General features: G+C 35.6%; 8 protein-coding genes. 1 reads left to right on the top strand and 7 read right to left on the bottom strand.

Annotated elements, in window-relative coordinates:
* Positions 1–54: 54 nt before the first annotated feature.
* The 7 genes from EL260_RS15280 to EL260_RS15250 form a co-directional block, all read right to left on the bottom strand.
* Positions 55–1,911: a M61 family metallopeptidase gene (locus tag EL260_RS15280; protein ID WP_123856166.1), complete on the bottom strand. Its 1,857-nt coding sequence runs from the start codon at positions 1,909–1,911 to the stop codon at positions 55–57.
* A gap of 133 nt (positions 1,912–2,044) precedes the next feature.
* Positions 2,045–3,676 carry a M1 family metallopeptidase gene (locus EL260_RS15275; RefSeq protein ID WP_123856165.1) on the bottom strand — a complete coding sequence of 544 codons (1,632 nt, stop codon included), beginning with the start codon at positions 3,674–3,676 and terminating at the stop codon, positions 2,045–2,047.
* A gap of 147 nt (positions 3,677–3,823) precedes the next feature.
* Positions 3,824–6,790 (bottom strand): reprolysin-like metallopeptidase, encoded by a 2,967-nt coding sequence (locus tag EL260_RS15270; RefSeq protein WP_123856164.1) that lies wholly within the window; start codon positions 6,788–6,790, stop codon positions 3,824–3,826.
* A gap of 275 nt (positions 6,791–7,065) precedes the next feature.
* A complete protein-coding gene (gene tatC / locus EL260_RS15265) occupies positions 7,066–7,893 on the bottom strand; it encodes a twin-arginine translocase subunit TatC (RefSeq protein ID WP_123856163.1) in 828 nt (275 codons plus the stop codon).
* A gap of 217 nt (positions 7,894–8,110) precedes the next feature.
* Complete coding sequence (locus EL260_RS15260) at positions 8,111–8,797, bottom strand: type 1 glutamine amidotransferase domain-containing protein (protein WP_123856162.1); 687 nt, start codon at positions 8,795–8,797, stop codon at positions 8,111–8,113.
* A 98-nt stretch (positions 8,798–8,895) separates the two neighbouring features.
* Complete coding sequence (locus EL260_RS15255; RefSeq protein WP_317126509.1) at positions 8,896–9,462, bottom strand: Crp/Fnr family transcriptional regulator; 567 nt, start codon at positions 9,460–9,462, stop codon at positions 8,896–8,898.
* A gap of 12 nt (positions 9,463–9,474) precedes the next feature.
* Positions 9,475–10,434, bottom strand: coding sequence for a KpsF/GutQ family sugar-phosphate isomerase (locus EL260_RS15250; protein WP_123856161.1), 960 nt, complete (start codon positions 10,432–10,434; stop codon positions 9,475–9,477).
* Positions 10,435–10,592: 158 nt separating this feature from the next.
* On the opposite strand from EL260_RS15250, the gene recQ reads away from it, so the two are divergent.
* Positions 10,593–12,797 carry a DNA helicase RecQ gene (recQ, locus tag EL260_RS15245; protein ID WP_123856160.1) on the top strand — a complete coding sequence of 735 codons (2,205 nt, stop codon included), beginning with the start codon at positions 10,593–10,595 and terminating at the stop codon, positions 12,795–12,797.
* Positions 12,798–13,125 lie beyond the last annotated feature (328 nt).

The following is a 13,125-nucleotide window of genomic DNA, read 5'->3' as shown; positions in this document are numbered from 1 at the left end:
TTAAGATAGCTGCTAATAAAAAACAAAAGCGAGGAAATGCCCCTCGCTTTTATATTATTTTTTGCCTGTAAGCCACTGAGTTTGTAGTTTCAGTTCTTCCGGACTTGGATTAGCTTTGAATTGAAGCGTTTCCACGCTTAGTTTATCCAGAATTGCTTTCCCTTTAAGAGTCATTTTTTCTTTTTTACCAGCATTGTCTCTTAAAATAGTTACCGTAACTTCTTGTCCATCCTTGATCGTTCTGGTATACCCAATAAAGTCTTGGATTTTTTGAATATCAATGGTCTTTCCATCCAATGCAAGCACCTGGTCGGTAATTTTAAATCCTATACTTTTGGCAAATGGAGATAAAGTAGAATTTTCATCGAAAGCCAGGGCTTTATTTTTATCATCATATCCTGTTTGATTAGGGTCTTTAATAAGCCAAAAGATAGGAGCTGTTTCCTGTTTGTGAACATCTACACCTACCATTTTCAGATATTCTGCATAAGGTGTAGGCTGGCTTCCTGCAATATATTTATTATAAAAATCCTTTATCTGAGGATACCCTGTTACAGTTACCAGTTCATCAATCAGCTTATCATCTTTGAACGGTTTGTTTTCACCGAATCTTTGAGATAATTTTCTGATCATATCACGGTATCCCATTTCTCCATTGGACAATTTTCTCAGTTCAATATCCATGCACATGGCTAAAAGAGCTCCTTTTTCATAGACATTTCTGTACTGATCTTTGTAGGCATCCTGCAGTACGTTTTTACTCATTACCGTAAACGGCATGGTATCATTGTAGTTTTTAGAGTTGGTAATCTTTTCTCCGATTCTTTTAAGAAACTCATCCTTGTTGATAAGCCCTTCCTGAATTTGGAATAAATTCGCAAAATATTCAGTTCCGCCTTCGTACATCCAGAGATGCTGAGACATTTTCGGGTCTGCATAATTAAAATAATGGATTTCTTCAGAATGCGTTTTCAAAGGATTAACAGTATGGAAGAATTCGTGGGAAACCACATCTGTAATAGTTTGGTCAATAGCTTCCTTAGGCATAGCTTCAGGAAGTACTACACTGGTAGATTCATGGTGCTCCAATGCTCCAAAACCTTTTACCATAGGACCATCGCCACCAGATAGATAAAGCATAATGGCGTACTTTTTATTGGTATTCATATCCCCAAGGAATTTCTTTTGGGCTACCACCATTTTTTCAAGGTTATCCTTAAAATCTGCTGCTTTATATTTTCCGGTAGGAGAGTAAACTCCCAACACAAGATCCATTCCACCTGCATTGAAGGTAATATAATCCGGTTTGGTATACATTAATGGAGAATCTGTCACCTTGGCATAATTGGAAAGCGTATAGGTGTCTGTAGATTCAGATTTATCCTGATCTACCAATGCTGTGGTTCCGTAAAAATCAGTTGGTTTTTGAACAACAAGCTGATACGGTACATCCTGCATATTTTCAATATATCCGATAAAACCGTGGGTATTGATCATATACACTTTTCCTGCCTCAATATCAGTTCCTGAAGGAGAAAATACAGCTTTATGTTTTGAAGTATCCATTTCTTCATCAAAGCTATCATTTACAAGATAGGAGATTTTGCTCAGGTTTTGAGCGTTTTTCAATGAATAGCTATTGTCATTAACTTTTGTGAAGGCTAATTCCTTTCCTTTATTATCATAAAATTTGATCCCTTCTATAAATCGTCCGTAATCATCTACAGAATAAGTTCCCGGAACTGTTTTCGGAAAATGAAATTTAATATCTCCCGATTTCATTTTCGGGAATTCCATCGTAACGGCTACTTTATCATCTTTTACATTAACGAGGTCAATAGTGGTTTTTATAGATTGGGCATTCGCTAAAAAAGCGGCAAACAGGCCTAAGCTAAGTGCTGTTTTTCTCATTAGGTTTAAATTTATAGTTAAATAGTTGTTTATTTTTCCATTTTGTTACTGAATCAAGTATTAAACTTTTCTTAAAAAAAATTAAGAAAAACAAAAAGGCAAACCTGCTGATCTGCAAATTTGCCTTTGTTATTTATTGAACACTCAGATAGTTGATATAATAATTCTTGTTCAATTCAACCGGAGTGCTTTTCTTTAGCTTTACCGTCTGCCATTCTTCAGTTGGATTTATCGTCTGATCACCATTGATAATGATCGGAAGCTTCAGGTTTTTCACTACATTCGTATACCTGAATTTCAGACTGTCCTCGTTTTGAGTGTATTCAAGAGTCGGGATTTTAATGGTTCTGAGATACTGATCAAATACAGTGGAAAAATCAATACCGGATTTTGATGAAATATAATCTTCAATTTGCTTTGTGGTAACTGTCTGATGATAGAACTCTTTACCTAGGCCTCTTAAAATTTGTCTGAATTTTTCATCATTATTAATGACCTGTCTTATCGTATGAAGCATGTTGGCTCCTTTCGGATACATATCACCGCTGCCTTCATTTCTTACGCCATACTTTCCGATAATAGGAACATCATTATCGATTTTTCCTCTAAGTCCTATTATATAAATGTCAGCAGACTTTTTATCAAGATAGTTTTCTGTAAAAAGAACTTCGGAATACATAGTAAAACTTTCATGGATCCACATGTCTGCCTCATCTTTTGCGGTAATATTATTAGCAAACCATTCGTGTCCACTTTCGTGAATGATGATATAATCCCATTTCAGACCAATTCCTGTTCCTGAAAGATCTTTTCCTCGGTAACCATTTTGGTAATCATTTCCATAGGCTACATTACTTTGGTGCTCCATGCCCAGATAAGGAGAATCTACCAGTTTATAAGAATCTTCATAGAAAGGATAAGGGCCAAACCAGTGTTCAAATGCAGAAAGCATTGGTTTTACCTGCTCAAACTGTTTTTTTGCTTTTTCTAAATTATAATCAAGTACCCAGTAATCCAGATCCAGTTTTCCTTTTTCTCCATCAAACGTATCTTTAAAATTGACATATTTACCAATGTTCGGAATGATAGAGTAGTCATTGATGGGGTTTTTCACTTCCCAGGTATAGGCCGTCTTGTTTCCATTGGTTTTTTTATCAATTAATCTTCCATTTCCAACTCCTACCAAATCATTTGGGGTAATAATCTTCATAATGATTCCATTGTCTGGTTCATCACTCCAGATATCTTTAGTCGGAAGCCAGATGGAAGACCCGATCCCTTGAACAGCAGGACTCATCCATGGGTTTCCGTTTTTATCTTGAGTAAAAACCCATCCACCATCCCAAGGAGCATTCTTTGCAATTCTAGGATTTCCGGAATAATCAATATCAATAGTATATTTCTCGCCTTTTTTAAAATTTTTCTTAGCTGTTATAAATATAAAATCTCCATCCTGTTTAGAGCTGGCAATAGGAAAGCTTGCTGTAATTTTTCCAGCTTTCATAGGCTGTTGAAGGTCAATTTGAAATATAGGATTAGCAACATTCTTTATGATCTCAAAACTTATTTTATTTGTTCCTTTAATACTTTTCTGTTCGAAATCAGGTTCTACGGAAAAATTATATTTTTTTACATCCCAAAAATCTCTGAATGGAGTATTGGAACCTTTTAATGTATCTTGTTTGGTATAAACTTTATCTCTTTCAAAGAGTTGCCCAAAAGCAAATCCGGAAATCAATAAAAGTGTGTATGACAGCTTTTTCATGTAAAATTAAATTAATAATCTTTTCAAAAGTATAAAATTAAATTAACAGCCGGATAACGATGAGATGAAAATACAGTCTAAATTATATTGAAACATACAAAAAAGCCCGACTAATGCCGGGCTATACTATAAATAGATGTGGGAATTTTATTTTTTAATGAATTTCAGGTTTGAAGTGGTTCCCTTATCTTCAATTGAAATGACATAAGCTCCAGTACTTAATCTTGAAACGGAGATCTTATTGTCTGAGATTTGACCACTCATTACTTTCTGTCCTGCCATATTGGTGATAGAGAATTGTGCCTTAGGAGAAACCTGAGTTACATTCAATACATCACTGGCCGGGTTAGGGAAAATCTGAATGGAAGCTTTGTCTTTTACCGTATCACTGGTAGAAAGCTGTTGTTGGATCAATACAGGATAATCTTCAATTTCACCATAATCCTGACTGCTGCATCCGTTTTGTGGTTGACTGCCATATGCCATTACAACTCTCATAATCACATTCCCTCCTGTATAAGCATCCATAGGTACAGAGAAAGTACCTGTTACCGGAGTTATTTTGTTAGGAAGGGTTGTTAAAATAATTTCAGAATCAGCAAAATATCCGTCTTTATTAAAGTCTATCCATGCTGTTACTCCTTCATTATAAGTAGTAGTACTTGTCCATTGTTTGGATATACTCAGTGTATTACCGGTTGAACCTTTAGAAAGCGTGATTAATTTTGTAGGATCTGTTGTGTAATCTGTATATGGTGAACCAACACTATTATTGGAGATAGGATTCATACCTGTAGGAGTTACCGTTACATTAGAAATAAATTCATCTTCAGGATTTGCGCTCACTGAGCAAATAAAAGGAAGGGTTGTAAAGTTGGTTGAAGATGAATAAGTACCTACTGTAGCGTTACATACATTAGCAATTTGTACTTCATATTGTGTAGCAGGATCTAATCCGGAAATAAAAGAGGAGTTTGTAGCTGTCGGAAGTGTTGTCCAGGTAGGGGTTCCTACTTTTCTATACATTAAAGAGTATGTTGCATCCTGAAGAGCTGCCCAATTTACATTGGCAGATGATCTTGTTACCCCAGAGGCAGCAATTCCGTTAGGTGCTGCAGAAGAACATGGACTGGATGAGGCAGAAACAGTAGCATTGCCTATTGCATAAAATACATTGTCTATAGCGCTTACTCTAATTTTTACATTTGAATTAGTGGCAAGTGAAGAAAATGAAAAAGGTTCAACTCCATCATTTGGAGTAGATGGAGTAATGACAGTCCATGTTACCCCATTGTCTGTAGTATAGTCTATTTTCACATTCTGCACATTATAAGGCGAACTGTTTGTATTCACAACATCCCAGGTAATGGCCCCGGCGATATTGTTATAAACAGTGGTAGAAGTTACTTTAAATGGTCCATCATTCCCAACATCCAATTTTATCAGACTGCTCTGTGTTTGTTGTTGGGCAGGATTAGGATTATTATCTCTTACTGTTACCTTAAAGTTCATTACCCTTGCTACACTTGGTAAAAGCTCCCAGTTCTGTACTGTGGTAAGATTTCCGGTAAGTACAGTTTCAAGTTTTGGAAAATAACGCGAAGGTGAAGTTGTTGGAGGCCAAGATCTGAAAGTAGCCCCGCTGGTACGGGTTGAATTTAAAGCATTAAATAAAGTGTTGGAAATATCATACTGCTCCCATGTGTAAGTCATAGGATCATTTTGAGCATCAGTTGCACTGGCTGTTAATACAAAAGCAGTTCCTTTTGGAATGATTTTATTAACAAGCGGCTGTATAACCGGAGGAGTGTTGGTAACCGGAACATTAATATCACAATTTTTACCATTTACGTAAGCTTGTATCTGCTCAATATTGATAGTGTGGAAATAAGCATCCGAATTCATCTGTACATTTGCCGCTGTAATTCCTGCATATCCCATAATGGTAGATCCTGATCCTGGCTCTATTGGGACATCTGTTTGATTTTGATTAACAGACATTGTATGACGTCCTCCAAACTGGTGTCCCAGCTCATGGGCTACATAGTCAATATCAAAAGTATCTCCAAAAGGTTGATCTACTATTGCTGGAGAAGTGATTCCCGCCCCCTTTGATGTTGCATCATTATTACTGGCAGGATTTATACATACGTTTCCTACACGGCCAGCACTTCCGCCGCCGCCTCTATGACCAAAGAAGTGACCAACATCATAAGCTGCATTCCCTATGCCGGGAGTATTGGTCAGTGTTTGCTGAACCTGTAGGTTCCATGCACCAGGAGCACTAAAGGTACCATTAGCATTGGAAATAACATTAGAATAAGGATCTGTAGCAGGATCTGTAAAAATAACTTGTGGGAAATCCTGAACAATTAAATGAATGCCTAAATCTTTTTCATAGACACCATTTACTCTGTTTATAGTGGCATTAATACGTGCAGCAGCGCCCGGAACGCCTCCGGCCAATTGAGTGTATTCCCCATTTACAGAAACAGCAAGTCTGTAGGTACGGTATTTTTGATCATTATTTTTATTAATACTTCCTGCGCTGCTTATTCCTTTTTTTGATTGTAAAAGTTGTTTCATCTCCTTTTTAGCCCCTGCAGACTCAGATGTTGTACACTCAAAAGCACTTCCGTCTTGGGTTTTGTTGGATTTGAAAAATACACCGTAGATGTCTTTTTCTTTGGTAACAGGCTCAATGAATTCATATTTTCCGGTATTAGCATCAAAAATCATTGATTGAAAATCATTAGGAGCCGTACTGAACCTGATCTGTTTATTAGGATTATCCACTCCAACTCCTGAATACGCTCCTAATTGATATCTATCTGCCATAGATTTTTCAACCACGGGAGAGCTGAAAACAGAAAATCTTTCAACTTTCCCGTCTGTTGTAGGAATAGAAACAATTACAGGAACTCCGCCTTTTCCGGCTTCCGGTGCATCTTTTAATATAGTTCTTAAAGAATTAAGATCCATTTTATAAGCGTATAAAATATTGACTTCTTTCCTTATAGGTTCCACTCTTTCTGAGACAGGCTGCCAGCGTTGCGCTTGCAAACTGGCCAGACTTAAGGCTAATGTTAAAACAAGAATAATTTTCTTTTTCATAATATTTTACGTGATTAAGATTTATTCGTATAAAAATAGTATAAAAATTCTTATTTCATTAGTTATTTTTAGTTAAAATGTTTGTATTTTTAAATTTAACAGAATGAAAGAAATAAACCTTTAATAAATTTAAATTGGATTGCTTTTTTTTATTAAATAAGGATGATTATAAGAAAAAAATACATGTAGAGTAATGATTTAAAAAGAGTTAAAAAAAACATCCGGTCTTCAAAATTGAAAACCGGATGCTGATTTGTTATAATGTTTTATCCTGATTATTTCTGTACTACAGGAAGATTTCCATTGCTTTTCTGTACTCTTTTATAGGTAAAAGTACACATCATAATACTGAATTCATATAAGATAAGTAATGGGAAAGCGGCCATCAGCATACTTAATACATCCGCTGGAGTTATAATAGCTGCAACTACCATAATCAACACAATAGCATGACGACGATAGGTCTTCATAAATATAGGAGTAAGAATTCCGATACTGGTCAGAAAATATATTAAAATAGGAAATAGAAAAATGACTCCCATTCCTAAAACAACCTGTAAAAACAATGTTGTATAATCACTCAAGTCATAAAGAGGGACAATAATATCTGAAATTTTAAAAATTACCCCAAAGTTAACCGCAAAAGGAAGAATTAAAAAGTAACCACATAAAACTCCGGTCATAAAAAGCATCCATACCGCATTAATGATATAGATAGAATTTTTTCTCTCCCTTGGATGTAAAGCCGGGCCGATGAAACGCCATAACTCCCAAACGATATAAGGAAATGCCGCTACCATTCCACCGAAAACGGAAACGGCCATCATCACATTAAACTGCTGATACAACCTTTGTACACGTACGGGGAAATCTTTCGGAAGATGAATACTGTCTTCTCCCAAAATCATCCTCGAAAAATGATTAACGATTTTGAAAGTTGGGAAATCATTTCTGGTAGGTCCAAAAAAGATATGGTCCATAATCCAATTGATATTGAAACCAACCGCAAAGGCTGCAATGATGATAGCAATAATCGAACGGACCAAATGTCCTCTTAATTCTCCAATATGCCCAAGAAAGGACATGTCTTTGTTATTGTCCATATAATAGAATCTGTAAAAACTCCACCTTGGAAAGGTAAGCAGTTTAAGTTTGCGAAATTATGAAATAATAATCAGTATTTAGAATTTATTAGTCATGAATTTGTTAAGGATGATGTTACAGATTGTTGACCTATTTATAAAGATAGGACCCAATGCAAAAACAGACCCCTTAAAACAATTATTTCAAGAGGTCTGCTATGTTCTATTTCGGTTAAGGTTATTTTTCCAGAATTTCCAATACTTTTTCTGCTACAGCAGCTCCGGATTGAGGATTTTGCCCTGTTACCAGATTTCCATCTGCTACCGCGAAAGGAACAAAATCCTGGTCTGCTTTTACATAATGAGTGCCTTTGCTTTTCAATACATCTTCCGTAAGATAGGGCATATGATCTGCCAGTTCTGCTGCAATTTCTTCTGAATTTGAAAAGCCGGTTACCGTTTTTCCTTTAATCAGAAGTTCTCCATTGGAAAGGGTAATATTAAAAAGAGCTACAGCTCCATGGCATACAGAGGATACAATCCCTCCATCTTCATATATGCTACGCGCTATTTGCTGTAATTCTGTATTATCAGGAAAATCCCAAACTACTCCATGTCCACCTGCATAATAAATAACACTATAATCTTTAGGGTTAATATCACTTGGTTTTAAAGTATTTCCTAATTTATTTCTAAATATTTCATCAGCGTAATATTTCCAGTCTACAGGCTGTACAAACATTTGGAGTGAAATAGGATCGAGTGGAGTATACCCTCCTTTCGGGCTTACAAAATCAATTTCATAACCTTTTTCTTCCAGTTTTTCATAAAAATGAACTGCTTCGCCCAGCCATAGACCGGTTGCTCTTTCCATACTAGGATATTTTTCCACACTTGTCACTACGATTAATGCTTTCTTTTTCATTGATATTGTTGTTTAAAATTATAGAACAAAGATTGGACTTTTTACAACACAATGATAAGGATATACCTCAAAAAAAAGATGTGACACATATCACATCTTTATAAATATAACCGGCTTAATGTTTCTCTTGAAACTCCCAGATAGCTTGCAATAAGCTGTTTCGGAATATGATCTATAAAGCCTGGATACTGTTTTATAAAATCTTCATAACGTTCTTTGGCAGATTTACTCATTAACGAAAGAATCCTCTGTTGTAAGGCAACGTAGCCGAAATTAGACTTTACTCTGAAAAAATGTTCCATCACCGGAACTTTTGAACAAAGGATATTTAAATCTTCAAATGATAGGGCATGTACTTCAGCATCTTCAATGCAATCAACAGCCAATGATGAGGTTTCCTGCTTAAAAAAGCCTGCGAAATCAGAAATCCACCAGTTAGCAGTGGCAAACTGAAGAATATGTTCTTTTCCTGTATGATCTATGAAGCTGCTTTTAAGAATACCTTTTTCTATCAGAAAAATTTCGTATACAGATTGGTGCTCCTGTATCAGAAACTGCCTTTTCCGAAATCTTTTTTTTACAAAAAAGCTTTGAATGATCTCAAAATCATTATCTGTGAGATTAGCAATTTCCTGGATATGTTCTTTTAGAAAAGGGTTCATCATAACAATCAGTGATTAATTGATTCCTTCATCAAGCAACTTATGCAGATCAATAATCCCGAAATATTTTCCATTTTCAGTCACTACAAGCTGACCGATATTATTGCCTTTTAAAATTTTCATGGCTTCTTTTGCAAGGGCATCCTTCTCAATAGTTCTTGGGTTTGCAGACATAATGTCTTTCGCCAACACTTTAGTGATGTCTTCTCCTTTCATCAGCATTCTTCTCAAATCCCCGTCGGTAATCACTCCTATAATCTGATCTTCATTAGTAACAACGGTAATTCCATGGCTTGATGCGCTGATGGAAATAATGACATCTCTAATGGTAGCTTCTTCCGAAACCTGAGGCTTCTGTGAAGAAAGAAACTGTTCAACCTTTGAAGTCAGATTTTTACCCAGACTCCCTCCAGGGTGGAACTTTGCAAAATCATTCGCCTTGAAATCATTCAATTCCATTAAAGCTACAGCAAGCGCGTCTCCTAATGCCATTTGAATTGTAGTAGAACTTGTAGGAGCAAGTTTATTAGGACAAGCTTCTACATCAACATGGGTATCCAGAATAATTTGTGAAAATTCAGCAAGTTTACTGCTTTTGTTTCCGGTCATTCCGATCAATGCTGAAGAATAATCCCTCAAATAAGGAACCAGATTTGCTATTTCAGGAGAATTTCCGGAATTGGAGATACAAAGTACCACATCCTGTTTCTGGATCACTCCCAGATCACCATGAATCGCTTCTGAAGCATGTAAAAATTGTGATGGAGTTCCTGTAGAGTTCAGGGTAGCAACGATTTTATTACCTACATGAGCAGATTTCCCAATTCCTACTACAATTAATTTTCCTTTAGCAGAGTGAATAATTTCTACAGCCTGGGCAAATTGGTCGTCAATTCTGTTTTTTAATTTTTCTAATTCTGAAATTTCAATTTCTAACGTGCTTTTAGCAATTGATATAATGTTGGTTCTATCCATTTTATGACAATAAGGTATACAAAAAAGTTTCTAAAAAACGTTATATTTTAAAAACAATATTTAATATAAATTTTATTTTTTATAAATTCGTTCGCTTTTATTTTAAGCAGAATTTTTATAACTTTGGGTGAGATGCAAATTTAGCAATAGAAAATTAGATGAGCGCAAAAAAAGCCAATTTATCAGGCGAATTGAAAAAGTATTTTGGGTTTTCTACATTTAAGGGACAACAGGAACAGATCATAGAAAACCTATTGAATGGGAAGGATATATTTGTTTTGATGCCTACAGGTGGTGGTAAATCATTATGTTATCAGCTTCCGGCACTTATTTCGGAGGGAACAGCAATTGTTGTTTCACCTTTAATAGCGCTAATGAAGAATCAGGTGGATGCCGTAAACGGGCTTTCATCCGATGACGGGGTAGCGCATGTATTAAATTCATCATTAAACAAGACACAGACAAAACAGGTTTTTGACGATATTAAAAGTGGGAAAACCAAGCTTTTGTATGTCGCTCCTGAATCATTGATAAAAGATGATTATCTGGACTTTTTAAAAGAAGTTAAGATTTCTTTCTTTGCTATTGATGAGGCTCACTGTATTTCAGAGTGGGGACATGATTTTAGACCGGAATACAGGAACCTTAAACAGATTATTGATAAGATTGCCAATGTACCGGTAATCGCCCTTACGGCAACAGCTACGCCAAAGGTTCAGGATGATATTCAGAAAACGCTGGGGATGACCAATGCTTTGGTCTTTAAAGAAAGTTTCAACCGGCCAAACCTATATTATGAGGTATGTCCTAAAATTAATATAGATAAGGAGATTGTTAAATTTATCAATCAGCATAAAGGAAAATCAGGGATTGTCTATTGTCTGAGCAGAAGAAAAGTGGAAGAATTTGCCCAGCTTTTGCAGGTTAACGGAATTAATGCCCTTCCTTATCATGCCGGTCTTGATCAGAAAGTGAGGGTGGCCAATCAGGATAAATTCCTGATGGAAGAGGTGGATGTCATTGTAGCAACCATTGCTTTTGGGATGGGAATCGACAAACCGGATGTACGTTTTGTAATTCACTACGACTTTCCTAAATCACTGGAAAGTTATTATCAGGAAACAGGGAGGGCTGGAAGAGATGGTGGCGAAGGTCATTGTCTGGCATTCTATGATCCTAAAGATATTGAAAAACTGGAAAAGTTTCTGGCTCAAAAACCGGTGTCCGAAAGAGAAATCGGATTACAGCTTTTGAATGAAGTGGTAGGTTATGCTGAAACATCCATGAGCCGAAGACAGTATATTCTTTATTATTTTGGAGAAATCTTCGATCCGGTAAAAGGTGACGGAGCTCAAATGTGTGATAATTCATTCAATCCTCCCAAATTAAAAGATGCTACTTCTGACTTAATGAAGACACTTGAACTGATTAATGATACCGGAGAGAAATTCAAGTCAAAAGATCTTATTTCTGTTATTGTAGGTAAAGAAACTGCGGTTACTAAGTCTTATAAGCTGGAACAGAACCCTCATTTCGGTTTTGGAAAAGAAGAAAAAGATAATTATTGGAAAACCATCCTAAGACAGGCAACGGTTCAAAATTTCTTACAGAAAGATATTGAAACTTATGGTGTTTTAAAGATTGCTGAAAAAGGAAGACAGATGTTAGCAGGTAAATCCAAAGGAGCATTCTTAATTGCTGAAGACAGAGAATTTGATCTTACACAAGCTAAGGCAGATAGCGATCAGTTACAGCAACAAGCTGGAGGAGGTTTAGACCAAAAACTTTTTAACCTCTTAAAAGAACTAAGAAAAAAAGTAGCCAAAAAACATGGAATTCCACCTTACACGGTATTTATGGATCCAAGTTTGGAGGATATGACCGTTCAATATCCGATAACGATAGATGAAATCAACAAAATCTATGGAGTAGGAGAAGGAAAAGCCAAAAAATATGGTAAAGAATTCGCCGATTATATTAAAACCTATGTTGAGGACAATAATATAGAACGTACCCAGGATATGGTATTGAAACAGGTGGCCAATAAATCCAGCCACAAAGTTTTCATTATCCAAAGTACTGATAAAAAGATTGATCTTGAAGATATTGCAAGAGCTAAAAATCTTTCTATGGATGAGCTTTTGAAAGAAATGGAAAGAATTGTTTATCAGGGAACCAAGTTGAATATCGATTATTATATTGAAGATAATTTTGACGAAGATATTGTAGACGGCTTTATGGAATTCATGAACGAATCTGAAAGTGACAGCATGAAAATTTTGCTGGACGAATTTGGAGACGAACTGTCTGATGAAGAAGTAAGAATGCTGAGAATTAAGTTTATCAGTGACGTTGCCAACTAAGGAATGAAATAAGAAAAAAATATTAAAAGCTCTTCAATGGAAGAGCTTTTTTGTTATAGTTTAGTAAAAACGAATGCAATTATAATTATACTGAATGCAATTTTTTTTTAAAAATACCTTGTAATTTTATTTTTTGTCATAATAGGGATCATTTATTTACGACTACTTTTCAGGAAAAACTATCAGAAAACCAGAGAATATGCTATGGGTATACAATTCATGAAATTAAACCATATGGAAGAGGTACTGGTTATAATTATCTTTACCTATTTAAGGTAGATAATAAAGAATATAAAGGACGATGTGATGGAGAGATGCCTTTTTCTAA

Origin of the sequence: Chryseobacterium nakagawai, assembly GCF_900637665.1 — a bacterium.
In the GTDB taxonomy this organism is placed as follows: Bacteria; Bacteroidota; Bacteroidia; order Flavobacteriales; family Weeksellaceae; genus Chryseobacterium; species Chryseobacterium nakagawai.
The sequence above is the reverse complement of the archived record's forward strand: the minus strand, read 5'-3'. Positions and strand labels throughout refer to the sequence as shown.

What these genes read in the sequence shown, in the direction of transcription:
- EL260_RS15280 (WP_123856166.1), bottom strand. Translation starts at nt 1,911, where the DNA reads ATGAGAAAAACAGCACTTAGCTTAGGCCTGTTTGCCGCTTTTTTAGCG.
- EL260_RS15275 (WP_123856165.1), bottom strand. Translation starts at nt 3,676, where the DNA reads ATGAAAAAGCTGTCATACACACTTTTATTGATTTCCGGATTTGCTTTT.
- EL260_RS15270 (WP_123856164.1), bottom strand. Translation starts at nt 6,790, where the DNA reads ATGAAAAAGAAAATTATTCTTGTTTTAACATTAGCCTTAAGTCTGGCC.
- tatC (WP_123856163.1), bottom strand. Translation starts at nt 7,893, where the DNA reads ATGGACAATAACAAAGACATGTCCTTTCTTGGGCATATTGGAGAATTA.
- EL260_RS15260 (WP_123856162.1), bottom strand. Translation starts at nt 8,797, where the DNA reads ATGAAAAAGAAAGCATTAATCGTAGTGACAAGTGTGGAAAAATATCCT.
- EL260_RS15255 (WP_317126509.1), bottom strand. Translation starts at nt 9,462, where the DNA reads ATGATGAACCCTTTTCTAAAAGAACATATCCAGGAAATTGCTAATCTC.
- EL260_RS15250 (WP_123856161.1), bottom strand. Translation starts at nt 10,434, where the DNA reads ATGGATAGAACCAACATTATATCAATTGCTAAAAGCACGTTAGAAATT.
- recQ (WP_123856160.1), top strand. Translation starts at nt 10,593, where the DNA reads ATGAGCGCAAAAAAAGCCAATTTATCAGGCGAATTGAAAAAGTATTTT.